The organism is Nitrosopumilus ureiphilus (assembly GCF_013407185.1).
Classification (GTDB): domain Archaea; phylum Thermoproteota; class Nitrososphaeria; order Nitrososphaerales; family Nitrosopumilaceae; genus Nitrosopumilus; species Nitrosopumilus ureiphilus.
Genome location: NZ_CP026995.1, coordinates 956,661 through 981,512, shown reverse-complemented (window position 1 = coordinate 981,512; position 24,852 = coordinate 956,661). Strand labels below are relative to the sequence as shown.

The 24,852-nt window shown below is 32.6% G+C and carries 34 protein-coding genes; 17 read left to right on the top strand and 17 right to left on the bottom strand.

The features are described from left to right. Positions 1-30: 30 nt before the first annotated feature. Together C5F50_RS05750 and C5F50_RS05745 are read right to left on the bottom strand one after the other, a co-directional pair. A complete protein-coding gene (locus C5F50_RS05750) occupies positions 31-2,223 on the bottom strand; it encodes an elongation factor EF-2 (protein ID WP_179372701.1) in 2,193 nt (730 codons plus the stop codon). Between the two features lie 48 nt (positions 2,224-2,271). Further along, positions 2,272-3,177 carry a sugar isomerase gene (locus C5F50_RS05745; RefSeq protein ID WP_179372700.1) on the bottom strand — a complete coding sequence of 302 codons (906 nt, stop codon included), beginning with the start codon at positions 3,175-3,177 and terminating at the stop codon, positions 2,272-2,274. A gap of 83 nt (positions 3,178-3,260) precedes the next feature. On the opposite strand from C5F50_RS05745, the gene C5F50_RS05740 reads away from it, so the two are divergent. The 5 genes from C5F50_RS05740 (at position 3,261) to C5F50_RS05720 (ending at position 6,529) form a co-directional block, all read left to right on the top strand. Beyond that, the gene (locus C5F50_RS05740; protein ID WP_179372699.1) at positions 3,261-4,088 is read left to right on the top strand and encodes an MqnA/MqnD/SBP family protein; all 828 of its coding nucleotides are present in this window, start codon (positions 3,261-3,263) and stop codon (positions 4,086-4,088) included. A gap of 26 nt (positions 4,089-4,114) precedes the next feature. Further along, positions 4,115-4,405, top strand: coding sequence for a hypothetical protein (locus C5F50_RS05735; protein ID WP_179372698.1), 291 nt, complete (start codon positions 4,115-4,117; stop codon positions 4,403-4,405). Positions 4,406-4,425: 20 nt separating this feature from the next. After that, positions 4,426-4,731: a hypothetical protein gene (locus C5F50_RS05730; protein WP_246282183.1), complete on the top strand. Its 306-nt coding sequence runs from the start codon at positions 4,426-4,428 to the stop codon at positions 4,729-4,731. 698 nt (positions 4,732-5,429) lie between these two features. After that, positions 5,430-5,738, top strand: coding sequence for an MTH1187 family thiamine-binding protein (locus C5F50_RS05725; RefSeq protein WP_179372697.1), 309 nt, complete (start codon positions 5,430-5,432; stop codon positions 5,736-5,738). Positions 5,739-6,124: 386 nt separating this feature from the next. Then, the gene (locus C5F50_RS05720) at positions 6,125-6,529 is read left to right on the top strand and encodes a hypothetical protein (protein WP_179372696.1); all 405 of its coding nucleotides are present in this window, start codon (positions 6,125-6,127) and stop codon (positions 6,527-6,529) included. 26 nt (positions 6,530-6,555) lie between these two features. On the opposite strand, the gene C5F50_RS05715 is transcribed toward C5F50_RS05720, so the two are convergent. Then, complete coding sequence (locus C5F50_RS05715) at positions 6,556-6,954, bottom strand: hypothetical protein (RefSeq protein WP_246282179.1); 399 nt, start codon at positions 6,952-6,954, stop codon at positions 6,556-6,558. A gap of 169 nt (positions 6,955-7,123) precedes the next feature. Continuing rightward, entirely contained in the window at positions 7,124-8,221 is a 1,098-nt protein-coding gene (locus C5F50_RS05710; protein ID WP_179372695.1) for a radical SAM protein, read from the bottom strand. Between the two features lie 8 nt (positions 8,222-8,229). Here C5F50_RS05710 and C5F50_RS05705 point away from each other — a divergent pair, with 8 nt between their 5' ends. Further along, positions 8,230-8,577 (top strand): hypothetical protein, encoded by a 348-nt coding sequence (locus C5F50_RS05705; RefSeq protein ID WP_179372694.1) that lies wholly within the window; start codon positions 8,230-8,232, stop codon positions 8,575-8,577. A gap of 20 nt (positions 8,578-8,597) precedes the next feature. Then, positions 8,598-8,771, top strand: coding sequence for a hypothetical protein (locus C5F50_RS05700; protein ID WP_179372693.1), 174 nt, complete (start codon positions 8,598-8,600; stop codon positions 8,769-8,771). Here the strand turns inward: C5F50_RS05700 and C5F50_RS05695 are convergent. From C5F50_RS05695 to C5F50_RS05685, 3 genes are all read right to left on the bottom strand, one after another. Beyond that, positions 8,758-9,255 carry a tetratricopeptide repeat protein gene (locus C5F50_RS05695; RefSeq protein WP_179372692.1) on the bottom strand — a complete coding sequence of 166 codons (498 nt, stop codon included), beginning with the start codon at positions 9,253-9,255 and terminating at the stop codon, positions 8,758-8,760. The genes C5F50_RS05700 and C5F50_RS05695 overlap by 14 nt on opposite strands. A 160-nt stretch (positions 9,256-9,415) precedes the next feature. Then, the gene (locus tag C5F50_RS05690) at positions 9,416-9,859 is read right to left on the bottom strand and encodes a Fic family protein (RefSeq protein WP_179372691.1); all 444 of its coding nucleotides are present in this window, start codon (positions 9,857-9,859) and stop codon (positions 9,416-9,418) included. Between the two features lie 226 nt (positions 9,860-10,085). Beyond that, the gene (locus C5F50_RS05685) at positions 10,086-10,313 is read right to left on the bottom strand and encodes a tetratricopeptide repeat protein (protein ID WP_179372690.1); all 228 of its coding nucleotides are present in this window, start codon (positions 10,311-10,313) and stop codon (positions 10,086-10,088) included. A 124-nt stretch (positions 10,314-10,437) separates the two neighbouring features. Between C5F50_RS05685 and C5F50_RS05680 the strand changes: the two genes are divergently transcribed. Together C5F50_RS05680 and C5F50_RS05675 are read left to right on the top strand one after the other, a co-directional pair. Continuing rightward, complete coding sequence (locus C5F50_RS05680; protein ID WP_179372689.1) at positions 10,438-10,881, top strand: Lrp/AsnC family transcriptional regulator; 444 nt, start codon at positions 10,438-10,440, stop codon at positions 10,879-10,881. Between the two features lie 9 nt (positions 10,882-10,890). Continuing rightward, on the top strand, positions 10,891-11,445 hold the full coding sequence (locus C5F50_RS05675) for a DnaJ domain-containing protein (RefSeq protein WP_179372688.1): 555 nt from the start codon (positions 10,891-10,893) through the stop codon (positions 11,443-11,445). Here C5F50_RS05675 and C5F50_RS05670 read toward each other — a convergent pair. From C5F50_RS05670 to C5F50_RS05655, 5 genes are all read right to left on the bottom strand, one after another. Then, positions 11,442-11,846, bottom strand: a complete 405-nt coding sequence (locus C5F50_RS05670; RefSeq protein ID WP_179372687.1) for a hypothetical protein — start codon at positions 11,844-11,846, stop codon at positions 11,442-11,444. The genes C5F50_RS05675 and C5F50_RS05670 overlap by 4 nt on opposite strands. 104 nt (positions 11,847-11,950) lie before the next feature. Beyond that, positions 11,951-12,136 (bottom strand): hypothetical protein, encoded by a 186-nt coding sequence (locus C5F50_RS05665; RefSeq protein WP_179372686.1) that lies wholly within the window; start codon positions 12,134-12,136, stop codon positions 11,951-11,953. 62 nt (positions 12,137-12,198) lie between these two features. Further along, positions 12,199-12,549 carry a hypothetical protein gene (locus tag C5F50_RS05660; protein ID WP_179372685.1) on the bottom strand — a complete coding sequence of 117 codons (351 nt, stop codon included), beginning with the start codon at positions 12,547-12,549 and terminating at the stop codon, positions 12,199-12,201. Positions 12,550-12,644: 95 nt separating this feature from the next. Further along, positions 12,645-12,770: a hypothetical protein gene (locus C5F50_RS13220; RefSeq protein WP_280924476.1), complete on the bottom strand. Its 126-nt coding sequence runs from the start codon at positions 12,768-12,770 to the stop codon at positions 12,645-12,647. A gap of 196 nt (positions 12,771-12,966) precedes the next feature. After that, positions 12,967-14,154, bottom strand: coding sequence for a hypothetical protein (locus tag C5F50_RS05655; RefSeq protein WP_179372684.1), 1,188 nt, complete (start codon positions 14,152-14,154; stop codon positions 12,967-12,969). A gap of 236 nt (positions 14,155-14,390) precedes the next feature. Here C5F50_RS05655 and C5F50_RS05650 point away from each other — a divergent pair, with 236 nt between their 5' ends. Continuing rightward, positions 14,391-14,690, top strand: coding sequence for a hypothetical protein (locus tag C5F50_RS05650; protein ID WP_179372683.1), 300 nt, complete (start codon positions 14,391-14,393; stop codon positions 14,688-14,690). A 225-nt stretch (positions 14,691-14,915) separates the two neighbouring features. Here the strand turns inward: C5F50_RS05650 and C5F50_RS05645 are convergent, their stop codons facing one another. Continuing rightward, the gene (locus tag C5F50_RS05645) at positions 14,916-15,917 is read right to left on the bottom strand and encodes a hypothetical protein (RefSeq protein WP_179372682.1); all 1,002 of its coding nucleotides are present in this window, start codon (positions 15,915-15,917) and stop codon (positions 14,916-14,918) included. A gap of 282 nt (positions 15,918-16,199) precedes the next feature. On the opposite strand from C5F50_RS05645, the gene C5F50_RS05640 reads away from it, so the two are divergent. Then, positions 16,200-16,475: a hypothetical protein gene (locus tag C5F50_RS05640; protein WP_179372681.1), complete on the top strand. Its 276-nt coding sequence runs from the start codon at positions 16,200-16,202 to the stop codon at positions 16,473-16,475. A 79-nt stretch (positions 16,476-16,554) separates the two neighbouring features. Here the strand turns inward: C5F50_RS05640 and C5F50_RS05635 are convergent, their stop codons facing one another. Both C5F50_RS05635 and C5F50_RS13215 read right to left on the bottom strand, forming a co-directional pair. Next, complete coding sequence (locus C5F50_RS05635; RefSeq protein ID WP_179372680.1) at positions 16,555-17,685, bottom strand: hypothetical protein; 1,131 nt, start codon at positions 17,683-17,685, stop codon at positions 16,555-16,557. A gap of 215 nt (positions 17,686-17,900) precedes the next feature. Further along, on the bottom strand, positions 17,901-18,035 hold the full coding sequence (locus tag C5F50_RS13215) for a hypothetical protein (protein WP_280924475.1): 135 nt from the start codon (positions 18,033-18,035) through the stop codon (positions 17,901-17,903). A 51-nt stretch (positions 18,036-18,086) separates the two neighbouring features. Here C5F50_RS13215 and C5F50_RS05630 point away from each other — a divergent pair, with 51 nt between their 5' ends. After that, positions 18,087-18,695 carry a hypothetical protein gene (locus C5F50_RS05630; RefSeq protein WP_179372679.1) on the top strand — a complete coding sequence of 203 codons (609 nt, stop codon included), beginning with the start codon at positions 18,087-18,089 and terminating at the stop codon, positions 18,693-18,695. On the opposite strand, the gene C5F50_RS05625 is transcribed toward C5F50_RS05630, so the two are convergent. Next, on the bottom strand, positions 18,692-19,783 hold the full coding sequence (locus C5F50_RS05625) for a site-specific integrase (RefSeq protein WP_179372678.1): 1,092 nt from the start codon (positions 19,781-19,783) through the stop codon (positions 18,692-18,694). The two genes, C5F50_RS05630 and C5F50_RS05625, sit on opposite strands and share 4 nt — an antisense overlap. A 373-nt stretch (positions 19,784-20,156) precedes the next feature. Between C5F50_RS05625 and C5F50_RS05620 the strand changes: the two genes are divergently transcribed. From C5F50_RS05620 to C5F50_RS05605, 4 genes are all read left to right on the top strand, one after another. Then, a complete protein-coding gene (locus C5F50_RS05620; RefSeq protein ID WP_246282178.1) occupies positions 20,157-21,473 on the top strand; it encodes an HD domain-containing protein in 1,317 nt (438 codons plus the stop codon). Positions 21,474-21,521: 48 nt separating this feature from the next. Continuing rightward, positions 21,522-22,934: an FAD-binding oxidoreductase gene (locus C5F50_RS05615; protein WP_246282177.1), complete on the top strand. Its 1,413-nt coding sequence runs from the start codon at positions 21,522-21,524 to the stop codon at positions 22,932-22,934. Between the two features lie 68 nt (positions 22,935-23,002). After that, the gene (locus C5F50_RS05610) at positions 23,003-23,428 is read left to right on the top strand and encodes a hypothetical protein (RefSeq protein WP_179372676.1); all 426 of its coding nucleotides are present in this window, start codon (positions 23,003-23,005) and stop codon (positions 23,426-23,428) included. 194 nt (positions 23,429-23,622) lie between these two features. Then, a complete protein-coding gene (locus C5F50_RS05605) occupies positions 23,623-23,766 on the top strand; it encodes a DUF5679 domain-containing protein (protein WP_179372675.1) in 144 nt (47 codons plus the stop codon). 18 nt (positions 23,767-23,784) lie between these two features. Here the strand turns inward: C5F50_RS05605 and C5F50_RS05600 are convergent, their stop codons facing one another. Beyond that, positions 23,785-24,036: a hypothetical protein gene (locus tag C5F50_RS05600; RefSeq protein ID WP_179372674.1), complete on the bottom strand. Its 252-nt coding sequence runs from the start codon at positions 24,034-24,036 to the stop codon at positions 23,785-23,787. A 103-nt stretch (positions 24,037-24,139) separates the two neighbouring features. On the opposite strand from C5F50_RS05600, the gene C5F50_RS05595 reads away from it, so the two are divergent. After that, positions 24,140-24,847: a zinc-ribbon domain-containing protein gene (locus C5F50_RS05595; RefSeq protein WP_179372673.1), complete on the top strand. Its 708-nt coding sequence runs from the start codon at positions 24,140-24,142 to the stop codon at positions 24,845-24,847. Positions 24,848-24,852: the final 5 nt, after the last annotated feature.

Below are 24,852 nucleotides of genomic sequence, written 5' to 3'. Positions count from 1 at the left end.
TTTTCCCTCACAAAACGTGGAACGCCATTTTTACTCTTTATCGATAAACTCGTTAACGCCTGGTGGATCTGGCGCCAATCCTTTTCTCTTTCTAATATCAGCTACTGCTGGTCCTAACATTGATTTTGGAACTTCAGTCCATTCCTTAAAGGAAGTATTCCATGTTGCACGTCCTGCTGTTTGACCTCTCATCTCTTCAGATAGTGTGAATGTCTCAGAAGCTGGAATCTCGCCTGTAATGATACTTGATGCGCCTTTTTGTGACATGTCAAGTACTTTGCCTCTCTTTCCAGAAAGAACTGTTGCTACATTTCCAACCAAATCAGTAGGAACACGAACTTCAATGGCCAATGTGGGTTCTAAAACTGCAGTTCCTGCAGTTAACAAAGCACCCATACAGGCTCTACGAGAAGCAGGGCCAAGTTGAGAGAGCCCTCTATGTGCTGTATCTTCATGAGGAACAAAGTGAGTAAAGATAAACTTGCAATCCCTCATCTGCTCTTTACATAGAGGTCCTTCTTTCATAACGTCTTCAAATCCAGAATTAATAGAATCAGTGGATTCTTGTACAAACTGCACACCTTTTGTTCCGTTAATCAAAACATTGCCACGAGAATCAAATTTCATAACTCTCTTAATTGTATCAGTATCCCATCCAGCTTTCTTTAGTAGTTCTGCAACAATCTTCTTGTCTTTCATATCGCTGATTTCTCCGGTTCTTAGCATGTGGGCAATTTCAGGTTCTAGTGGTTCTACTTTCATGAAAATTTTATTGTGTCTGTTTGGAGATTTTGCCATAATTGGTTCACAGCCTCCCTTTACTGTTTCCCTATAGTTAATCAAAGGCTCAGATGTTACGATTTCACATTTTGCATCTTGGATTCTGTGTGTTGCCACATCAAGATGTAAAACTCCCATTCCGGCAACAATTGTTTCCCCACTTTCCTCATCAATTTTTACAATAAGATTTGGATCCTCAATTGTTAGTTGTTTGAGAATTTCAACTAGTTTAGGTAAATCTTTAGGATGTTTTGGTTCTATTGCAATTTGAACGACAGGTTCTGAAACATAATGAACGCCTTCAAACATTGGAATGTCTTTGATTGAAGATAACGTGTTTCCTGCTCTAGCTTCAGTCAATCCAAGTAATGCAGGAATGTTTCCAGCCCCGAGTTCACCTACCTGTTCTCTTTGATTTCCCATAAAGAAATTGACAGACTGTACACGTCCCTCTCTTTTTGCATCAATAATGTTAATCGTTTGTCCGTCTTTGATTTTACCAGAAAACAACCTACCAATTGCCACAGGTCCTGCTGCGGGATCCAATACCATGTTTACAATCATCATAATTGTTGGACCATCATCACTACATGCAAGTAATGCTTTTCCAACATCTGAATCTAAATCACCTTTCCAAATTTGTGGAATTCTATACTTTACTGCTTCATGTGGTGCCGGATGATGTTTTACAACCATTCCAAGAACCGCATCAGCTAGGGGTGCTTTTTCTACAAGCTCATCAACTTTTTCGTTCTGGTATGCATCAATTACATCTTTAAATGAAATTCCTCGCTCTTTCATCAAATCAAGGTTAATTGCCCACCTATCCTTTGCAGAGCCAAATGTTACGCTAGCATCCTGAATTGACACTTTCCATTTTTCTTTGTATTCAGGTTCTGCATATGTGTCAATTAATTGATTAAAGTTGGATACGACATCTGCCAATTGTTGTTGCATTTTTTCAGGAGTTAATCTTAGTTCCTTGATGAGCCTATCAACTTTATTGATAAACAAAACTGGTTTTACACGCTCTTCTAGCGCCATTCTAGTTACAGTTTCTGTTTGAGTCATAATACCTTCTACTGCATCACAAACTACTACTGCACCATCAATTGCCCGAAGGCTTCGAATTACCCTTCCACTAAAGTCTACGTGTCCAGGTGTGTCAATCATGTTTATGACATATTCTTTATCATTTTTTATAAAGTGTAAAGTAACGTTTGCTTGATAAATTGTAATTCCTCTTGCTTGTTCTTCTTTGTCAAAGTCCATTGCCAAAGCTTTTCCAGCAGCAGACGGTGCAATAATTCCAGAGTTTGCCAAAAGACTGTCACTCATTGTAGTCTTTCCATGGTCAACGTGAGCAATAACACCAAAGTTACGGATTTGGTCTTTGTTCTTGATAATTTTTAGAACTTCCCCTGTTGACTTGAATTTTACCATATTCGCAGACCCTAGTATTCAGGTATTAAACCTTAGCCTTGTAAAAGATCAATAGATCATTTGGTTTGAAACATTTCGAATTTTATCTGCCGTAACAAAATAGCAATCATTTTTCTTTTTCTTTTTTCCCTCGTTTAGAGAAAGGAGTTGAGAGAAAAATGTAAAGTAAATCATTTGAGATATCTTTTCAGATGGCACGTCAGGATGGATTACATTTATGCCAATTTTTTGGAGGTGTTTTACTAGTTGTTTATTGTGAGAGTTTTTCTCCTCAAAAATCATTACAGTGTCTCCCTTTTTTGAAGAAAATAATTCCATGTGAGAGAACTGCTCTATCCTACAATAATGAGCATCATAACCTAAAATTTCATAGAATTTTGCAGCACAGTACATTGCCAATGGGTAGGTATGCATATTTCCCAAAATAAACAATCTTTTTGAAATTTTTGCTTTGTTTGCATCAGATTTTGCTTTAAAAAATAATTTGTCATTTTTTGGAATCGTTATCTTTCTGACCAAAGAAATACACGTTAGTGCACTTTCTAAAAACGAGATACTTCCAGCAGTAAATATATCATTATTTGGAGAGACAAGTAAAATTACTTCATCAGACACCCTTGCCAATTTACTGTTGGGATTGGATGTTATTGCAGTTGCTTTTTTTGCAATCTTGGCAACCTTGATGTTAGTAATAGTATTTCCAGATATTGATACAAAATAAACATGCTTAGATTTTACAAGTTTCTTATTTGAATACAAATCTAGTGGATCCATCGCTTTTACAATTCCATTTGAAAACGATTCGGCCAGCATTGAAGATACAAGGGAATCGCCACTACCAGTAAACAAAATATTTTTTTGAAGATTTGGAGAAAGTGGTTTTTGATTTTTAAAAGATTTTAAAAAACTCAATTGAAACTCTATGTCTTTTTCATATGCTTCAATGGAATTCATGATAACAAGTTATTTCAGACATATATTAGAAAAACGATTCAAGACAGGTTTTGGTATTTATTACGAGAATTTAGGAAATAAACATGGAAATTTCTGTAGGCCACACTCCTGATTCAGATGATGCATTCATGTTTTATGGGATGTTTACAGGCAAAGTGCCATCACCAGACTTTAAAGTCAATCACGTCATTGAAGATATTGAGAAATTAAATCGCAAGGCAACAGACCCAGAACTTGACGTTACTGCAGTTTCAGTTCATGCATGTGCATATATTCCAGGATATACAATACTGAGAAGTGGCGGAAGTTTTGGAATAGGTTATGGGCCAATTGTTACAGCAAGAGAGCAAAAATCAATTGATGAATTGAAAAAATGTAAAATTGCAATACCTGGAAAAATGACATCTGCATTTTTGCTACTTCAGTTAATGATTGGAAAGTTTGATTATGTTGAGATGAATTTTAGCGACATTCCAGAAGCAGTAAAGTCTGGCAAGGTTGACGCAGGGCTCGTAATTCATGAAACTCAATTATCATATGAACAAGAAGGCAACGTCAAAATTTTAGATGTTGGGGAATGGTGGGACAAGACAACAAATGGTCTTCCAGTTCCACTTGGAATCAATGTCATCAGAACAGACCTAGGCATGCAAACAATTGCAAAGTTTGACAAATATCTCCAATCATCAATAGAGTTTGGTTTAGAGAATTTTGATGACGCGATAGAATATGCAATGCAGCATTCCAGAGGAAAGCCGCGAGACTTGATTGAAAAGTTTGTCAAAATGTATGTCAATCAGGTAACAGTCAATATGGGAGATCCAGGTGAGGAGTCAATCAAGAAACTCTTTGAGATGGCAAAAGAGAAAAAATTAGTTCCAGATTTTGAACTTAGCATAGCCACCAAGTAATTATAGAACAGAAAAATTTTAAAAATATGGGAGACGGAATTGGTGGAGCCGTAATTGGAATCTTAACAAACAACGTATTTGAATTACTTGTTAGTCACACACGAAAAGATAATCAGGAGGAGTACGGCAAAACTGAAAAAATAATGATTGGAAAAATAGATGATCCTGATCAACCACAATATGGAGAAACTACAAAAGAAGATCTAGAGCGCGCATTGAAAGGAAAGTTTGTATCATGCAATGTCCAATACAGAGATTCAAAAACAGATGTACTTGTATGCAATGTTTTTGTTCAAAAACCACCTGAAGGATTCTAGAGTAAGAAAATACCTAATATATGGTAAAACAACAACTAGTGTTATCAATGGTTCTAGTTGATAAAAGAATACTGGCAGGAGGTCTTGCAATGATTATTGTCGGGACGATTTTGGTGATAAATATCAGTGCAACAATGCCTGCAGGTCAGACAGGAATGACTGAAGAAGAGGCAGTTGATTTGCTAATTGCACAGCAAGAAAATCAAGACTATAACACATTAGCTGGAATGCTAATTGGCATTGGATTTTTGTTAGTATTGATTAGTTTTGGTGCAAGAAGGAAAAAAGACAGTGCTAAAAGAAAAGAAAAAAAGCCTGCCGAATAATCTAAAAAACATTACTTTCTGTATAATTCAAATTTCTTTTTGCAATTACCACAAAATCTTTGTTTGGTTTTTCTGCTTTCAGTTCCTAATGGTGAACCGCATCTATCACATTTTTCTTTAATCATTTTCGGTTTTTAAGTCCCAGTAGGATATTCTCATCTTTTCATTAAAGGGGGACAGTAGTATAAGTAACTAATCATTTGCCAAGATCATATTATTGGGACTAGTAGTAGATTAATTATTTTTGAGATTAGATAAAAAATTAGAGGGTTATTCCGTATAGTGGACTAACAAGGCACTCTCCATAATAGGCAGAACGGCAATTATGTTATCACCTTTTGTGGATAGAAAGTCATTAACGACATCTTGAAGATAAACGCCTTCAGATAGATGCTTGGATTCAAAATAACGAATTTTATGAATCATCAATGTTTAGAGAGAATCCATCGGTATTAACAATTTAACAAAAGTCATTAGAATTCAGAATTAGTTTCCTAATATACTGGATTGATCTAACAATAAACATGAAGTATTGCCATGATTGTTTAACCCCAATTAGTAGAAATTCATCAGAGGAGTATTGTAGTTTTTGTAAACGCGATAGAGAATCCAAAGTTATCAAACCAACGCCATAATCAATTTCTAATCATTAATCACATAGAAGATATAATTATGAAAATAACAGTATAAAATCAATCTTGATCCAAGCTGAAATTTCCATATATCCCATGGCAACAAAGACTACCAGTGCCAGTTTTTACATTGCAAAGGCAATAGAATCAATTCAAAAAATTGAGAATTTGAGATATCAAATTAATCCTATGGGAACAATTTTGGAGTCAGACAATATCGATGTAATTAATAGCGCAACAAAAATAATGATGGAAGTGGTCCACAATCTTGGAATTGCCAGAGTTGAAGTTGTAATAAAAATTGATTCAAGAAGAGACAAACATCTCAAGATGGAAGAGAAACTAGACTCTATGAAAAAACACATGGAAAAATAATTTTGGCATTATTTAGGTAGTAGAATTTACAAAATAATAGACATCTATCTTTTTGTATCATTACTTGGCGTAAATTTTTTTAGATTTCATCATAGTTTGATGAATTTGCAAAGAACAATCTTTGCAAAGTCAGTTGCAAAAAAATACATTAATGAATAACCCCACACAAATATTGTCGTCCCACACTATTGACAATTCCACAAAACCTAATCTCGTTGTTTAAGATATTCTCACATGTCTCATCTAATAATTAGAATCTATCATGTTAGAATATCAAAATGCTTACGAATTAAATATTGTGAATGAGCTTTATGTAAACAATATTTTATTGAATTCATACATCATCATACGATAGGTTTATTTTTCATCAAAATATTTTTTTTATATTGGTAAATGAAAAAATTCAAAAACTTGCAAGTCAAATCTTCAAAGTAGATCCTTTGATTCAACATCTTGGCTTAATTGATTTGGAAGGCCATTTGTTAACTGATCAATCATCAGCTTCTTCAATTCCAAATGAACCAGATGAAGATAGAGTGATGTTTTACTATCAAGTTGGTTTGCGTAGAGGTAGACGTGAACATTTCAATGATGTGTATGGTATGACAGAACATGTGCACATAATCCGAGAAAAAATGCAGCAACTTATTTTGTATTTGCCAATGATTACAGTATATCTCACATTGGATAGAAGTATGGCTCCAGAATATGTTGCACAACTTGCAGAAAAAATAAGAAACTTAGATTCAAAACTACTAAGTGATGCAGTTCAGAGTACTTTCTACGCTTAGATAATAAATCTTAGATATTATTTTACTCAGTTTGTAGAATTTACAAAATCTACAATAGACATTATCTTTCCCATTTCAACTAAATGTCCATAGCTTTTCTTCTTTGAATCCTTTAACGGGACATTATCCACGCTGATAAACAAGATATGTTTACTGTCTAAGGGGATAGTAATTCGCTTTAATTTTTCATATGCTGCAATCACATAGATTCCTTTTCCAACCAAATCGGTGATTTTTGAACGTTCATCCCAAGCACCCAATGCTCTTTGAAGGGTCTTTTTTGTATCTTCCATTGGAACCATGTTTTTTACACCAGTACGTTTACTGTTCCATAGAATTTCACCTTGTTTATCACAAACTGCTGCAAATCTAATATCACTATTAAAATCCATTAACATATTTAGTAATTTTTCATATTTTTCCATACTTAAAATCGGCAATGACCATATCTAAATACTTTTGGAACATTGTCAAAAATGATTTTTCAAATTATGACCTTCATAAAACTAAAAATCACAGTGATATTGGAATATACCAAACAGATCGCTAAAAAACAAGGATTAATCAATTTGAATTTTTAATATTAGTCTAAAACTAGAATTGTTTTAAGATTCCAAAGTGAGTATTTCTCTGTGCAGGAGAACGTCCAATTTCTTTAACCATTGTAGCCAATTCTTCCACGGATGATGCAGTAGGTTTTCCTGCTGCACGATAAATTTCCTCAGAAAATGCAGTTCCAACTAAATCACTTCCGCCATTTGATAATGCAACTTGTGCAAGTTTCTTACCATATGCAACCCAATAAACAGAGATGTTGTTTACAACGTTTGCAAGCATTAGTCTTGAAAGCGCAATTATCTTCAAATCATATAATGATGAGCATTCATTATTCACTAAATGTTGTTGCTCCAATTCGGTATTATCCAAACTGAACTTTAACGGAATTAACGTAATGAAGCCATTGGTCTTTTTTTGCAATTCACGAATTTTAATCAAATGATCAATGATGTGTTCTGGTTTTTCAATATGCCCATATAGCATTGTAACATTACTTTGTATTCCCATATTATGCGCCTCTTCAATTACATCTAGCCATTGCTGGCCTGTACATTTTCCCCTTACAATCTTATCACGAATTTCTGGATGAAACAATTCAGCGCCTCCACCTGGCATTGAATCTAGTCCTGCATCTTTAAGACGAGACAGAATTTCTTTTGTGGAATTTTTTGTTAATTTTGATAAAAAATAAATCTCAGCTGCAGTAAGTGCTTTAATGTTTAGTTTAGGATGATTCTTTTTGATTACTTTCATCATATCTTCATAATATTCCAACGGCAGTGTTGGATGGAATCCTCCCACTATGTGAACTTCGGTTGCACCCATCTGTTCTGCAATTCCAACTCTTTGTTCAATTTCTTGTGGAGTCAAAGTATATGCGTCATCTGCGCCTTCTTTTCGATAAAAGGCACACATTTGACAACTTGCAGCGCAAACATTTGTGTAGTTCATGTAGTAGGAAGCTGCAAAAGTGACTGTATCTCCAACTAGTTTTTTCCGGGCATTATCTGCAACTGCTGCAAGAATGTGTTGATTATCATAATTCATCAATTCAAGACCATCATTGTATGATAGTTCCTCCCCTGCAATTGCACGATCTAACGCTTGAGAATCTCCAACTAGTTGCTCTAACACGACATATCATGTCACCATCAGGATATATTCCTTATAGATGTGAGCGGAAAAACCCAACATCATTTAGGGTTGGGATGAAAGCAAACACACCACAACTCAAAACAAAACACAATCAAATATTCAAACACATTACATGTGTAATCAACTGCATGTTAGAGTTAGGCAAATACGGTCGTATGAATAATATGAACATGTGCCATTTGTTACGTAAAGCCGAAAACGGATTGTGTTCAGACATACTACTGCGGGAACCGCAGGAATGCACGCCTGTGGAGATCAGAAACTCGGTCGTTGAAGTAGGAAGAAGTCAATTGACTTTAGTCATTGGCAAGTTCACAGTCTCAAGAAATAAGTAAGCCAAAAATTCAATAGCATCATGGTACTTCCACTAGTTGATGAACACAAACCAAAATGTTACTTGTGTCATGAGGGTTTTGAAAATATCGAGAGATTAAGGGAGCATCAAAAATCAAAACATAAAGAATTCTTAGAATCACATGAAAAAGACATCAAAAGGCAGCCCGCTCCAGGCGATGTTACTGTGTTTTAGATTTCTTTTCTTTAATGGATTTTAGTAGATCTTGTGCAATCTCCTTTGAGATATTTGCCAAATCATAATGTTTGTCAATAGAGAGTGCTTTTTTGAAATGTTTTAGGGCATCTTGTAGTTTTCCCATTTCGCCTAACGAAAGTCCTTTGTAAGCAAGTGCCATAGCACATTTTTTGTCAATCTTTAATGCCGCATCATAGCATTCTATTGCCTCAGGATATTTTTGATCGGAATGTAATGCAGCACCCTTATTCAATAAGGCATCAAGAAAATAGGGAGAGATTAAAAGTGCCTCATCATATGACTTAATCGCTTGTTTAATTCGTCCCATGTTTTGTAGGGTCACACCTTTGTCTACCAGTGCGTTAATGTTTTCAGGTTCTTTTTTTAGGGCTAAATCATAAAGTCTGAGGGCATCATCAAATTTTTCCTCTTCTGCATACTCAAAAGCTTGTCTCAGCACCTTATCTATTTCATTACTCACAGTGTTTGATAATATCTTGTTAATAATATAGTCTTATTTTACAAGAGTTTTACAGGACATTACCATAATTTTAGGTATATTTAATCATCATGAGCAAGTTCTTCTAAAAGGTCAGAATGTTTCTCAATTAATTCATCTGTGGATTTTTCTTGTTCTTTACTCATAATGATACAATCCTTTTGGAAATATAAAAAGAAATCTGTTCAAGTGTCTCTTTATGAAGTCCACTCATATGCATCTTGATCTCCTTTAACATCTTTCTAATATCCAGATTCGCTTGTCCTGATTCTATTTCTAATTCATAACCATTATCACGTAAAAACTGCATTGTAGAGATTATCCCTGTTCTTCTATTACCATCTTCAAATGGTTGAGCGTGAGTGATTTTAGCCATCAAATGTGTTGCTTTTTCAACTACATCTTCTCTCTTATTTCCAGAGTTTCCAACACTGTTCACATGTGGGAGTATGTCATCAATTGTTTTTGTAGTACCAATCCATACCCTTTCACCAGTCAGTCTGCGATGCCTCTCAAGAATTTTCTTATTGGTGTCAATCAGGTATTGTTTATCAAACATAGTGATACTTGGTTCTTCTTTGCTCATTTCTGATGTTTTCCTATGTTTAATAATATAGATTAACTAAAAGGAATCTAAATTTCCACTTTGTCAATTAAACGATTCAAATTTTCTCTGAGATTAATTATTTTGAATGAAGGTTTTTCTTTCCGTATGTGATTGAACAACTAGGTTATGCCTACAAACCTTGTAACGGCAAAATTCGGTTAAAATTTATGAATATAAAGTTGATGAACAATTTGTCAGAACAAAATCATGAGGCATGTTTATCTCGAGGATCAATTTCAAGTGATTTGTTAAAGCATTCCATTGCTTCCTCGTACCTTCCTAAACTGCGAAGTGCCACTCCTTTGTAATTCCAAAGGTCAGGATCGTTTTGATTCAAAAAAAGTGCTTGCTCAAAAAAGCCCAAAGCTTCATCAAATTTTCCATCATCCATAAAAGATCGGCCCTTTTTCACAAGATCTTGAATTTGACTCATAAATTACAAGAAACCCCAATTCTATTAAATTTGAAACAAATTTTATCAAAACAAAGTAAAAAAAACTGAACAAATTTACAAGCATTTAGTCAAAATTTAAATAAATTTTTCGCCATAGAAAGTTATGAATCTAGACGATACGGATGAAAAGGTTCTCAAAAATTTAATGATGGATGCCAGGCAATCAGCTAGGCAATTAGCACTGAAACTTGGGATGTCAACTGTCACAGTATTATCGAGAATTAAAAAATTAGAAAAGGAGAAGATCATTAAAGGATATACAGCAATTATTGATCATGAAAAAATAGGATATTCATTAACAGCAATTATTGAGATAATCGCAAAAAATGACAAAATTCTGAGCATTGAAGAGGAAATATCAAAATTTGAAAATGTGTGTGGAGTTTATGATATTACAGGTTCTACAGACACAATAGTGATAGCAAAATTCAAGGAAAGAAACGAATTAAGCAAGTTTGTAAAGGGTCTTGCAGTCATTCCAAATGTGGAAAATACAATTACACATGTTGTTCTAAATACAGCAAAAGAAGATTTTCGATTGACATAAGGTAGCAAAATGAAACGATTCAGTATTTTTATAATTTCATTAATTATTTTTGGGACGTCCCAACTAGGTTATGCACAATCAAATAATATAGACATGGAGCTTGAAGTAACAGATGAAGAGAAAATCATTCTTTTTTCAGGTTTTGCAATTGCAGTGATTGCAATCTTTCTGTTTTTAGCCAGAGACATCATACTTCGTAAAAAAACATCTTATGATAAAGAAGAACATGAATCAAAAAAGGAAAAGACATATGAAAAATATCATTCAGATTGGGGAGACGATTATGAGGAATTAGGAACAAGAAAGAATACCAAAGAAGACAAAGAATTTCGAGAGGCTGCTTTGAATAATGAACTTCCAAACTATTATGAGGTATTGGATATTTCAAGAGATGCAACACAAGACGAGATTAAGAAAAAGTTTCGAGAGTTGGCAAAAAAAACTCATCCAGATAAAACAAAAAAAGATTCAGAAGGAGAGATGATTAAATTAAACAAGGCATATGAAGTACTTTCAGATAAAGAAAGTAGAGAAAAATATGACAAATATCTTAAAGTCAATTAAACAGAATTCAGTTTAACAATTATCATGCTAAGTTCAATCGAGTTTGGGGTTTGAACACTATTCGTAAGATTTGTAAAGATTTCAAGATTCACAGATTTTCCTTCGGATTCTATTTGAGTGGTAATTTTTAATTCACCAAATTCAGTGTTTGGCCCTAGCATCTTCTTTGTCAATAATGGAACAATCGATAGATCTTCAATTACCCCTTTCATTTTGTAGGCAAAGGTATCAGAAAAGTAGACCCCTCCACGAGTAGTAGGCTCATTTACAGGAATAGGAGAATTGGTTATGGAGACACCAATTATTGGATATGAGGCATTATTTAATGCAAGATTGAATTTTAGAGGATCTTTCTCATTATGAGACATTAGAGTTTCAAGCAAATCAGGGTTTACAGACATTAGAAAATAATCAATTCATAATTCTATTGAGTGTTACTCAAAAACAATTAACATTCAAGGATATTCTAGGTATAAATTAAAAAAATAAAACATAGTTTTAGAAACTAGAATGGCAATACTGATTGAGCTATCTCAATACATCCTTGTATTATTTCTGAATCGTTCGTAATAGCAGATAGTCCTTCTTTGGCAGAGTCAACTACCCAATAGATGCCAATTGTAGCACCAATTCCACCTGCTGGGAGATGATGTTTGATACTATGTATTACAATGTGATCTTTTTTTGTCATAATTATGTAAAAGTTATACTTTGTATATTAGAATTGGTGTAACAAGTTTAGAATCTAAGTTTTTAAATTTTAGTTGGCTCTATAAATTTTAGACAATCTACGGGAGCATCTTTGCCAAATGCGGTATGATAATCACATTCTTTATGAAAAGCAAATGCTTTACCACAATCTACGCAGAGTCGATTATCGCCTTCTTTTACTAATAATGCACCAAAAGTAAATCCTTTGATAGCCTGAACAAAAGATTTTGCAAGGGGTTTGAGTTTATTGATATCATTATCATCAAAAACATTTTTTAAAGCTATTCCAAGTTCAGGTATTTTTGACATAGGTACATCTTGAATATCTTCATTAAATTTCACCACCAAATCATAAATATCCTGTATGTCTTTAACAGCATTATCAATAGTCATAATCAAACAAATCTGAAAGATCTTTATAAGAAATTCGGATGTTGGTACTGTCAAATCTACGGTGGGTAAAATGAGTGTAAAAAGTCGGTTGATGGCTAAATTACACGTAATGAACGATCACAGTTTACACATTTTGGATCTTTGAAAATTTCAGATTGTTCACTTGCCATGCGAACATCGAATGTTTCACAAACATCACATTTGTATCGAATTTTTTGCATATTACAAACTGACCATTTCATATATAAAAAAATACTATGATGTGAATTATTGACAATAGATTAAATGTGAATTATGTTTCAAAATTACATACTTCTGATAGTGTAACAGAATATCCATTAAAACTAGATCAAATAATCTATCATTATTCATAAAAATTAGGTGTTAGCAAGTTTAGAGTCTAAGATATTGAAACAACTAATTCCCACCAACATAATCAAGTACAAGTTCGCTGGTGATTCCGCCATATTTTACCTCAACAGTATAATCTCCATTTAATTCCCATAATTGTCCACCAGCAATCAATGAAAATTCAAAAGTTCCATTAGAATGTGGGATTGATTGACCAAGAGTAACTAAATTTCCTTCAGGGGAACGGACTACATAACTAACTGTACCAGATGTAAAATCAAAAGATTCAATATTTCCAGTAATGATTACATTTGAACCATTTGCAACAAGGTCAACATTTGAAGAAAGAGTGATTCTGGCAATGCCTCCAAATTCAAAGGTTGTTTTAGCAGATCTATTTTCAGTTCCGTATTGGGCAGTAATTGTATAGGTTCCTTTTACTTCCATTAATGCACCACCTACAGTAAGTTCAGTACTAAATTTTTTATCAGTACTAACTTGTACTTGTGACATAGAAACTAAATCTCCATTAGGATCAATAATGATTACACTTACAGGAGTGCCAGAATACAGATCTCTAACTTTACCTGTTACTAGAATTATTTCCCCCTCTGAATATGATGCTTTGTCAGTAGTGACATCAATTGAGTTTTGTATTCCACCATTATTTGTAAATTCAAAAGTAGATGTAGCTATGATTCCTTTATGTTTAACAGTAATTTGGTATGTTCCACTAGAATCAAACATAGATCCAATAGGATAGTTAGATGTAAACAATCCATTTGTTCTTGGGGTTAATTGATCAAGTGTGACCGTATCGCCTTCAGGATTACTTATAACTAATGTAACGACATCGGAAATGTAATTTCTCACAAGACCTTTAACATAAATTGAATCTCCAATATCATAGGAATCCTGATCTGTACTTATTGTAACCATAATTGTTGGTTCAGATGTTGGTTCAGATGTTGGTTCTGGCAAATCAAGTTGAGAACGTAATTCTAAATTTTCTGCTTTTAGTTGAGCATTTTCATTTTGTAATTGTTCGATTATTGAAATTTTTAAAATTTGTTGATCAATTAAAAAGGTAATTGCTTCACCAAAATCACTATCAGAGATATTTCCCTCTACCCAAAAGTTTGCAACTCCTTTAACCCATGATGGAATTTGATATTGAGATTGTGCAGAAATAGATGTAATTGAAACACCAACTAACAAAAATACAATAATTGTAAAAAATATTATTTTTTTCATACTTTTATTATCCTCTGTTAAATTTTTTGTTCATTGAGACAAATTCGTTAGTATTTACACTGAATGTTTTTACCTCTGTTTTTTCTTCAAGCAAAACTTACTCTAACTCCAGAATCATCTTTCCTTGCATCATATTCTAATAATCAAAATATCTAGTATATCAGACTATTGATACTAGTATCAGACTAGTATTGATATGCTTACAACTTTTCCGCTGTCCTTAGTATGTATTTTTGTTGGTTGAGAAGAAAAAACTAGTTGAATTTATGCATAACATGTCCAAAAAAGGATTCTATGACATTTTTGAATATTTGATGAAGCATGAGAGCATGTATTACAACGAGATACTCAAATATGCTCAAAATAACAAAATTGTGGATAGTAGAGCATCAATAACTACAATGCTAAACTGGATGGTCTCATTTGGATTATTAGAAAGACATGAAATAACAGATGTCAGACCAATGAGAACAAAATACAATGTGAGTAAAAAGGGACAATCCGCATTGAATAAGATAAAAAGTGTTGATCTTTAAGAATCATCTATTTATTGTAGATTCTGTCAACTTTACAGATCATGAGTGAATTCTTCTCCCTGTCAAGTATCGGTTCATATCTTGCGTTTTGATGATGGTAAGCCCCTTGTCACCACATTGGAGAGATGGAAAAAGCATTAGAGAAGTAACGAAAAGAGAGAATGTTAGAGACAGCACCTGAGACTATTCGTGTTATGATGAGTGAATATCTTAGAAAGGAATAATTCACTCCCAATGGTCTTCAGCACCCCACAATAACACATCATTGAATATGTTGAGATTTTTTCTATGTTTGTTCTTAGTCGGAAATGGGAAATATTCAATACAAGAATAACATACTCCTAAATCAGGATTACCACTTTCATTCAATTCTTTCATTTCTTGAAAAATTGTATCAATTACTTTTTTTGTAAGTTGTTCATTTTTTTGTTTTAAAATGTTGAGTTCTTGTATTATTTTTATAATCTCTAATCCTTTCGCTAATATTATTTCTAAACATTTTTTAGTAATTTTCTTGGATTCTGTTTCAGATAATTTAAGATCATTATATTTTACATAAAAACAATCTTTGGATTTTTCTTCCAAATGAAAAAATCTTTCAGATAGTTTTGATTTATCTATCAATTTCACAGTATCAATAGAGAATGTTTTGTCTAACATTATGTTTTTTTGTTCAGGAAAACCTAAAACTGTTAAAATATTTTTAAAATCTAATATTATCATTTTACCTGTCTTGCTTGTGATTGATGTTGTTTCCATTATGAGTGTAGAAATAACAGTATTGATTTCATGATGTATGTTATTGAATCTATTTTCAACAGTTTTTGCTTCTTTGTATCTAGTGTATATGGCTGTGTTTCTATTACGTTCATGAGTAAAGAAATGTTGTAGAATGAGAGATTTCATCTTAGTGGTATTTCTTATAGCCTCATAATAGGTAGATTCATTATTTCCAATATTTTCAAAAATATCTTTTTGAACATGATTATGGTATTTGTCTCTGTCTTTTTGTTTATCTGCAAGAGATTCTTTGATAATTAAATGGGGTTTGTTTGTTTTTTCTCGTTCCTTCAAGAAGTAATGTAGTAACACTGCAATAGGCACTTCAACTATCCACCATGTCATTACTAACTTGATGTCTATGTATTCTGGAAATGTTTGCCAAAGTGCAAATGTGATAATGGCTATGATGATTCCTAGTGGAATAATCAATCGTTTGTCTATCATATGATTTTTGGTTTTGTGTTTTTTTAATAAATTAGCCGATCCTTGACAGGGTCAATTATTTTCCCCTGAGCCATGAATTTGAGAGAACCTTATTGTAACGCTTTATTTCTCTGATGCAATATTAAAAAATTTAGTAAAACTCATCAAAAATTCAAGTGTTTACTAGCCTAAACTATGAATTAAGAATTTTTAGTATACAAAGTAAATAAAACCAACACAATATTAGGAAAAATCATGTATTTTAGATATGTCAAAAACAGACGTGATTAGACGTGATTTACAGTGACAAAAATAACATTGTCTGTGTGTAAAGCATACAAGAATTCTGGAATGAATCGTGTACACAGGAAAAAAACAAAGAAAAGTTGGAAACATTACTTTTACGACTTGGATGAAGAGAAATTTGGTACAGAATGGGTGTCGACACTCAAAGCTTTGACTCTAAAACGCAGAGTATCAAAGAAAAAACAAATGGTTTGTGTAGAATGTGGGTATTCATTTTATGCATTTTTGAAAAAAGACACAGATGAATGTGAATGTCCTAACTGTAATGAATAACTACATTGGGGGTCTTACCCCCAAACCCCCGCTTTAAGATAGGGATGAAATGTGTCAGAAAATGTGTGATGTGTTAGTTTTATGGTGTTTGTATGAAATCTTCTAATTTTTTGCAATCAAAAGATGAAACAAACTTTGATTGATTTAGTTCGTATTTTCTATGAATTATTTTAGGCAAATTAGTTTTTACTGAGAGTAATTCTTCAAACGAGTAGATCTTTTCTTCTATGTAATCACGTTCATCTTTTGCATCTTTTTTTAATTCATAAAATGGAACTCCCTCTTCTTTTCGAGAATCCTCATTTGGGTAAAATGGAATAAAATTAGATTTTTCCCATAACCCGACATAATCTATCGGAGGTTTTAGCGATTTTTTACTACTTTTGATATAAAATATCGTCAATGGTAAAGAACAGTATGGACAATGATGATTTTGTGGCTCTTTCTGAACTTTTAGTTTTCTATAAGAGATATCCCCCAAATATCGTATAACATGAGTTTTCTTTCTCACCCCTGCATGAGATAGTAAATATCTGACACAATTAAAAATATCCACATCCGTTTTCATACCACCTTTGTTTTTGATTAGCCATTTTGTTTTATTATAAAATTCCATAGTGTTTGTTACTTTTCCATACACTAAAAGATGGAAATGTGGACTAACATAAGGTTGGATTTTTTCTCTATCTTGAAATCTAAATGGATGAAATACCACAGCACAGGTTTTGATATTTGCAATTTTTAAAACAGAATTTAACCAATTTTTCAATCCCTCATAATTCATGATCTTTGCTCTTTCTTGTGGTGGACTCAAAACAATATGCCTGAAATTATATTTTTTATTTTCTAAAAATTTTGAGAATCTTCTAGTGCTTCTATTTGCCTGTCTATTGATCCATGATTCAAAGCATTTTGGACAATGTGAAGTTTTACAAGTTTTTTGCTCATGTTCAGCATAGTGTTTTCTTTTTGGGTGCTGTTTTACATTATCACAACCCCATGAAATCCACTTCTTACAATATGGTTTAGATTTACCTTGTGCAGGAAGCACAAACCCATCAAAAAAGGCTTCACCCCAATAGGTACTTCCTTGACGAATGTTATTTTGTTCATCTACGATTACATGTCTAGCCTTTGCCGATTTTGTATAATTTTTGAAATTACTTGGATTCTCAAAATTACTTTGCGTAAGAGCAGGATACAGTTTCAAAGTTTATCTCTATACGATTTACAAAATTTACAAAAGACATGTTTACTAATTAGAAAGTGCTTAAGATAGTGAGCAGTTGATTGAGGAATCAAAACGATTCCTCTCAACTTTCTTCTAACCCTTTCCAAATAATTCTACTTTTGAATTTAGAAATACAATTATCAATATCCTGATGACTATGTTGATCAAATTCTCGTTTACAAAAATAACAAGTGTTAGACAGAGTCTTTCTCTCCTTGTTCAACTATGTCTAACAATCTGGTAAGGGCTACATCAAATGATTCGCCCATTTTTCCATGTTTTCTAACTCGTTTGAGTGTAGATTGGTCTAAACGTTGGGTTGTGTGCATAACAAGTATAGGTTTTAGATATTTTATAACAGACTACAGCTATTCTATTTTATGGCAAGGAAATATGTAAATGAATCGTATTTATCCGTCAGTACTGATAATTCAGGAAATAAGAATCAAGAACACTATGGTAGCAAGGTAAAAGTTCCAAATTACAATCAAGTTATCATCAAAGAAAATATCAACGTAGATAAGAACAAAAAACCCATCTATGCTGAATCAAGTATTGGAATTTGTAATAACTTTCAACACACCAAAGAAGAAGTTACAGAAGACCTAAAGAAAAACGGGTATGAAGTAATTCGTTTTGAACCTGTAATAATACGAGTAGTTGATAGATGTCCTAACTGTGAATTAGTAGGAAGACCAAAGTTTGACAGAAGACCAAACGCCTTTGATTATCATGTAAGATCATCTAGAACGGGAATACTTAGTAAATTAAAGAAAAATCAGGATCCAGAAAGAGCAGATAGGCTAGAGACAAACCGACCTGACGATTATGTTCTAACATATAGCCACAAAATAGAGAACAAAGTGAAAAAATGTACCATCGGTAAACTAGACAAAAATCATCTGAATATAATCAAAGAAAGCAAAGTCAATGAAAAGATGAAAGAACACATCTTTCCTTTCTATATCGAATCTATGAGAAATACCTAAACTGTCTTTCTTTTCAACAATTCTCTAATACTATTCATCTCATTTTCTAAATCACTAATACGATTCAAGTAAACTTCCTGTATTTTCTCATTCTTCTCATCATCCAAATAGGAATTAACTTGTAGTGTTTTTTCTGCTTTAATGTAGAAATCAACTTTTTCTTTAGTTGACATTCTATCATATCTTTTCATGTAAGTTTCATGTCCTGCAAGTGCATGACCAAAACCAAAATCAATCCTATTACACTTTGTAACAAACCAAGACCTGAAGGAATCGGTTAATGAGATATGATGAACTCCCGATTCATACCTATCATTATATCCTAACTTTTTTCGTATTCGTTCAAAGACCAATTCTTCTTGGTGTCTATGGTTTTCCCATTGTCTATTTTTTTGATTAAATGGACAATCATTATCATTAATCTTATCAAGAATAGGTCTTAACAATCGTTCTGATTCTCGACTTATGAAAGTAATTCGAGGTTTTCTAGTCTTTGAAATTTGAGCTGAAACTTTAACCATAACTCTATCATATTCATCTAAAATGAAATCACGTTTTCTTAACCTTATCACTTCATTAATTCTAAGACCGCTAGAAGTCATTACAAAATACATAATTCTTCTATTTCCTGTTACTTCGTTTGTGAGTGATTGTAACTTTTCTCTAACTAATGGAACTCTTTCTTCTTCAATGATTCTAGGCAATGTAACATTATCAGTAAGGTCTTCTTTTGTTATCTTGAATCCAAAAAATCTAAGATAATTTCGGATAGTAGATATTGAATGTCTAACATATCCTGCACTGATCTTATTGGTGCCTACATGATTTTCTTTAGTGCCGAGATAATTCGCATAATCTTGTAAAATATCGAAAATGACTCTATACCGTTTATCCTCAGAATATGCTAGAATTTCACTAAAAACGGTTTCATTTGGCTTGTGGTAAGTTTCAACAAGGTAATTGTCAAATCTAGTCAAATAACTTGAGATATTTTTGATAGTTCCTTTTGCTTTATGTTGAATCTTTGTTAGATAATTTGGAATATTGCGTTCTTTCTCATAATCAGATTTTTCTTGCAAATCTGACAATTTAGGTAAATTTCCCATGCATATTATACAAATTATTCATTTTAAACAGCATACAGCTATTCAATGAAAGTTGAATGTTTACCAATAAGGGTCAAAATTCTATTGAGTGTTTCGTGAAAACGTATTACAATTCCCATCAAAATTAAAAAATAATTATGAGTAAAATAGAACGATGGACTGTCTTCACAGGATTGTCTATAGGGCTGCTAATAGTTATGTATGCAAATGATCTATACAGACAATTCTAATGGATAGAACGTAGAATCAAAAAAGGTTCAAAATGGCGTCAAACCTTTCAAAATTTTATAAAAAACTACATATTCATTCGGACAGTTAGATCATCTTTAAAAACAGGAGTCACATTCTTTTGTTATTGCAGCAATTTGCAAATACACATTCTATGAGAAATGAGATTCTCAACCTAATGGTGCAAAAAGGGATAGAGGACGATTGCTATGTCGAGATGCTAGATTATACAATGGACCTCTTTGAAAGTCAAGGGCTAGGAACTGATTATTACGGATACCACAATATCAACCACGAATTAGAGGTGACATATTTTTCACTTTTAGCATCAATACAAGACAAAGTGAAATTCACAGATAAAGATGTAAAGTATCTCTATGTCGCAGCATTATTTCATGATTTTGATCCTCAAAAAAATGTAGACAAACCTCATGAAGAAAGTGTTTTAAAATTTATTTCAATGGACAAAAAACTTAGTCAATTAATTGAAACTGCAAAAATAGATTTAGAAATAATTAAGATTTTGATTTTAAGAACAACGTATCCTTGGAGCGGACAACTCAAAAAAAATGCAGAAGAGCAAATTAAACAATGTTTTGAAAATTCAGATTTGACAAGAAACAATCTACCATATCAAGAACACATCATGGAGATGGGGTGGTATCTCTCGGTAGTGGATAGAATAAGCGGTTATGCATTAGGTGACTTTTCAAAAGCAATGGAAATGGCAAAGATGAATGCCCATGCACTTGCATGGAGACCCTCATTAATAGTTAGAAGTGCAGTTGCGTATTTTGAAGAATTATTAAACAAAGAAACAGACATGGCAAGAGCAATTCTCAAGATACTGCCCAAAGAGATGAGAAAGAATTTTTTCGATACAGTACTTGCATTTATGAAACTCAGACAACAAGAAATTACGATTCAGGCAGATTGCTCTTATGAAAATGTCAAATTAGTTCCAACAATAGAAGCAATGTCTACAAGAAAAGACCCAAAATTTATTGAGACACTTTATGACATATTTTTGCAATTACCCAAACCCTTACAATTTCAAAAAGAAAATTTTGAAAAATCAATCAAAGATCCTGAGACAATTATCAACACGCTTCGACTAAATAACAAAAAAGGTGAAATCATAGGATTTTCAAAAGGAGGCCCACTTGAAAAATACCAACTACGTGAAGAAATCAGAGATGAGAATTACGGTTTAGGAAATACAATATTTTTAGAACCTCTTGCATTAAAGATGGGATACTGGGGACTAAAAGGAGGAAGTGAGATGCGACATATGTTCATCATGCAAGCACATTCTATGAAATACAAATTTCTAACAAGTTTTGCATTACGTGATGTCATTAGAGCAAGAGTGGATAAAGAACAGGCAGAGTTTGTCACACTGTTTGATCCAGAAAGATGGGATTACTATAGAATCATAATTTAGATTCATTCTATGAAAAAATCAATAATAAAATCATTAGAATCGTCAATAATGGGAGACGTTTTTTCCCAAAAAGAATTTAAGAATTTTTATTCAGTTGATTCCAGTTCATATCAAATTATTCCAAAGGTGATAGTAGTTCCAAAAAACGAAAAAGACGTCATTAATGCAATAAAGATTGCAAAAAAATTCAAATCATCAATTACTGTACGAAGAACAGGAACAGGACTTGTAGGAAGCGCACTAAACACAGGAATAATACTTGATATGAAGAATTTTAATTCATTAAAAATTACCAAAAACAATGTCACAGTAGGTCCTGGAATTATCAAAGGACAACTAGATAAAAAATTAGAAGAGCATAAGAAATTTTTTCCACCAAATCCATCAATTGGGGCTTTTTGCTCAGTTGGAGGAATGATTGGAAATAATTCAAGTGGGAGCAGGAGTTTAAAGTATGGGAGTGTAATTGACAATGTAACAGAAATTACTTTTATTGATGGAAATGGAAATAAAATATCACTTCCAAAAAATAAAAAAGTTTCAAAAAAAATTCTAGAATTGTCAAAGAATATCCATGTAGAAAAATTTCCAAATGTTACAAAAAATTCATCAGGATACAGAATTGATAAAATAAAATCAATTCGGGATTCTCATAAATTAATCATTGGTTCTGAAGGAACATTAGGAATTGTATTGTCAATTAAATTGAAAACAAAAGATAGTCCAAAGAAAAAAATTTTGTGTATAGTTGAATACAAATCAATCACAGATGCATCGATGAATTGTATAAAAATAAACAAAACTAAACCATCAGCAATAGAATTTGTAGATAAAACAACTCTAAACCAAATAAATTTTAAATTTTCTCCAAAAACTCAGTGTCTTCTTTTTGTAGAGTATGATAAAAATATCAATTTGAGTGAAAAAAAGCTAAAAACTACAGTTACAGGTAAAATTGTCAAGAAGCTAAAGAGTGATTCAGAGATTAACAGATGGTGGAGATATAGGGATTCATCATTATACTATAGTTTAAAATCAATAAAAAAAGAAAAGAGAATCCCACATGTTATTGAAGATGCAGCAGTTCCTTTAGAGAGTCTTTCTGAAATTTTCAAAATTCTAAAGAATATAAATAAAAAATTTAAAACAAAAACCATTGTTTATGGACATGCGGGGAATGGAAATGTCCACGTTAGATTAATTTCAGACAGAAGAGAAATTGCCATGGTCAAAAAAATTGCTATTGAGTATTTTGATGAAATTATCAAACTTGGAGGGACCATAACTGCTGAGCACGGAGATGGATTGGCACGCTCAGAATTTATCAAAAAACAATACGGTAAAGAAAACTACAAAATATTCAAAGAGATCAAGCATTATTTTGATCCAGAAAACGTACTTAATCCAGGAAAAATCATTTCAATGAAAAGTACAATTATCAAAAATTTAGAAAATTTCTAAATGATTTTAGTCTAATCGATCAAAATAGTGTAGAAACGCTTTATTAACTTAAAATTGAGCAAAAACGCGTGATAATAAGAATATTGAGTGCACTGGTTTTGGTTGTATTTTTGATCAATCTCACTTCAGCATTTGCATTAAGTGAATTAGAAAGAGCAACAATGAATGATCCAAGATTAGAAAATGCATTTGGTCAACCTGTTGTAGATAATGTTAATGTGAATCAACAGATTCAGATCTCAGCGGACATTACCAATAATCAAGTAAAATCTCAAAATTTTGTATATATTGTTCAAATAAAAAATGAACAAGGCTTTGTAGTATCAGTGGGTTGGATAAGTGGTCAATTAACACCAGATCAAAAACTTAACCCATCACTATCATGGACGCCAAAAGATTCAGGGGAATTTATTGCAGAAATTTTTGTTTGGGAAGGTCTAGTGAATCACAATGCATTAACAGAGTATTCAAAATTAAATATCAATGTAAGTTAAAATTTTAACAAAGAGAGTCCTGTGAAAATATCATGTATTTAAAAAATACGAATGATTTGTTCCTAAATGTATCAAAAAATCACCCATTATGAGAAAAATTGTTTTGGAACAGGATAATTAAGATCTGAGGTTTGCCTCTTAGTAAAAAAAGTTCAACAAGTTCTTGCTAATAGAACCTTGAGCCTAAATCGATTATGACAATAGGATATTGTGTAAAGTGCCGAGATAAACGAGATATCGATGGCGCCAAACCATACACCATGAAAAATGGAAAACCTGCAATCAAGGGCACTTGCCCAACATGTAGTACAACCATTTTCAGAATCGGCAGAGGATAGGTTTCTCAATAAAGGAATTCAATACTGCCATTCATCAGTAAGACCATTCCATAGAGAACGCATTGGGGATGGATCTTTTTCTATTTCTTCTGTTATTCTGTTTTGTAATACAAAAAAGAAATTCTCCAAGGCATCAATTCCACCATCAGCATAAAGTTCATGACCAATTTCTGTAATTCTTTTATGTTTTTCAAGAATTACTGAAGAATTTGGATTTTGAAGACAAAATGTCATCAGGTCAATTAATTCTTCTTCCAACATAAAGTCCAATATAAAGAGTGCTCCATACACTCAATTTAGATTTTATGTGTCAATTTGATGATTTAGAATAATAGAAAGAAATAATTTTGAATGACCTCTCAATACAAAATGTATGGATTCAACAGACATAGTTGATGAGGTAAATGCACTGCTAAAACTCGGAGTGGGTGATGCGTACAGATTAGAGCACATCAAACAGGCATATATTGAAAATAAAACTATCTGGGTAACAGATCAAAATTATTTACAACGTATGAAAGAGAAATATCTCATTAAACAACAATCAGATAGCCATTTGGATGTTGATGAAAATATGGAAGATGATTCTAAAAATAAGGAAACAATTCATTGTTGGAAATGTGGTAAAAAAACACCCCTTGGTGCAAACTTTTGCATGCTTTGTGGATCATCATTATTTGAAGTTGGATCAAATCACAACATTCAACAAGAAAAAACACCCAATTCAATTAATCAACTAAAAGGAAGGAGTTTGAAATTACCAATCATGATAGGAATTCCAGTGTTAATTTTAATAATTCTTGGAGGAGCGTATAGTCAAGGCTTTTTTGACAAGACTTTTGAAAGATACAATTCGGCAGATTCAAAAAATGACGATATAATTTCCAATGTTGCAGAATCTAAAGATCCAGATGCATTACCTGCCGCTAGTAACTCAAAATGTGGTGCAGGCACAATATTTGATTCGAAGACTAACTCTTGTGTGTTAGATGGTGGAAAATCTCCTGACAAAACAAATTCAAAATGTGGTGCAGGCACAATATTTGATTCTAAGACTAACTCTTGTGTGTTAGAAAAATGAAAAGA

Bases quoted from the DNA above. Each gene is read 5' to 3' on its own strand.
- C5F50_RS05740 (WP_179372699.1), top strand. From the start codon at position 3,261: ATGGAAATTTCTGTAGGCCACACTCCTGATTCAGATGATGCATTCATG.
- C5F50_RS05730 (WP_246282183.1), top strand. From the start codon at position 4,426: ATGGTAAAACAACAACTAGTGTTATCAATGGTTCTAGTTGATAAAAGA.
- C5F50_RS13220 (WP_280924476.1), bottom strand. From the start codon at position 12,770: ATGCAAAAAATTCGATACAAATGTGATGTTTGTGAAACATTCGATGTT.
- C5F50_RS13215 (WP_280924475.1), bottom strand. From the start codon at position 18,035: ATGCACACAACCCAACGTTTAGACCAATCTACACTCAAACGAGTTAGA.
- C5F50_RS05715 (WP_246282179.1), bottom strand. From the start codon at position 6,954: ATGGAAAAATATGAAAAATTACTAAATATGTTAATGGATTTTAATAGT.
- C5F50_RS05595 (WP_179372673.1), top strand. From the start codon at position 24,140: ATGGATTCAACAGACATAGTTGATGAGGTAAATGCACTGCTAAAACTC.
- C5F50_RS05685 (WP_179372690.1), bottom strand. From the start codon at position 10,313: ATGAGTCAAATTCAAGATCTTGTGAAAAAGGGCCGATCTTTTATGGAT.
- C5F50_RS05665 (WP_179372686.1), bottom strand. From the start codon at position 12,136: ATGACAAAAAAAGATCACATTGTAATACATAGTATCAAACATCATCTC.
- C5F50_RS05700 (WP_179372693.1), top strand. From the start codon at position 8,598: ATGGTACTTCCACTAGTTGATGAACACAAACCAAAATGTTACTTGTGT.
- C5F50_RS05605 (WP_179372675.1), top strand. From the start codon at position 23,623: ATGACAATAGGATATTGTGTAAAGTGCCGAGATAAACGAGATATCGAT.
- C5F50_RS05745 (WP_179372700.1), bottom strand. From the start codon at position 3,177: ATGAATTCCATTGAAGCATATGAAAAAGACATAGAGTTTCAATTGAGT.
- C5F50_RS05690 (WP_179372691.1), bottom strand. From the start codon at position 9,859: ATGAGCAAAGAAGAACCAAGTATCACTATGTTTGATAAACAATACCTG.
- C5F50_RS05660 (WP_179372685.1), bottom strand. From the start codon at position 12,549: ATGACTATTGATAATGCTGTTAAAGACATACAGGATATTTATGATTTG.
- C5F50_RS05675 (WP_179372688.1), top strand. From the start codon at position 10,891: ATGAAACGATTCAGTATTTTTATAATTTCATTAATTATTTTTGGGACG.
- C5F50_RS05680 (WP_179372689.1), top strand. From the start codon at position 10,438: ATGAATCTAGACGATACGGATGAAAAGGTTCTCAAAAATTTAATGATG.
- C5F50_RS05750 (WP_179372701.1), bottom strand. From the start codon at position 2,223: ATGGTAAAATTCAAGTCAACAGGGGAAGTTCTAAAAATTATCAAGAAC.
- C5F50_RS05615 (WP_246282177.1), top strand. From the start codon at position 21,522: ATGGGAGACGTTTTTTCCCAAAAAGAATTTAAGAATTTTTATTCAGTT.
- C5F50_RS05645 (WP_179372682.1), bottom strand. From the start codon at position 15,917: ATGATAGACAAACGATTGATTATTCCACTAGGAATCATCATAGCCATT.
- C5F50_RS05705 (WP_179372694.1), top strand. From the start codon at position 8,230: ATGTCACCATCAGGATATATTCCTTATAGATGTGAGCGGAAAAACCCA.
- C5F50_RS05655 (WP_179372684.1), bottom strand. From the start codon at position 14,154: ATGAAAAAAATAATATTTTTTACAATTATTGTATTTTTGTTAGTTGGT.
- C5F50_RS05630 (WP_179372679.1), top strand. From the start codon at position 18,087: ATGGCAAGGAAATATGTAAATGAATCGTATTTATCCGTCAGTACTGAT.
- C5F50_RS05735 (WP_179372698.1), top strand. From the start codon at position 4,115: ATGGGAGACGGAATTGGTGGAGCCGTAATTGGAATCTTAACAAACAAC.
- C5F50_RS05670 (WP_179372687.1), bottom strand. From the start codon at position 11,846: ATGTCTGTAAACCCTGATTTGCTTGAAACTCTAATGTCTCATAATGAG.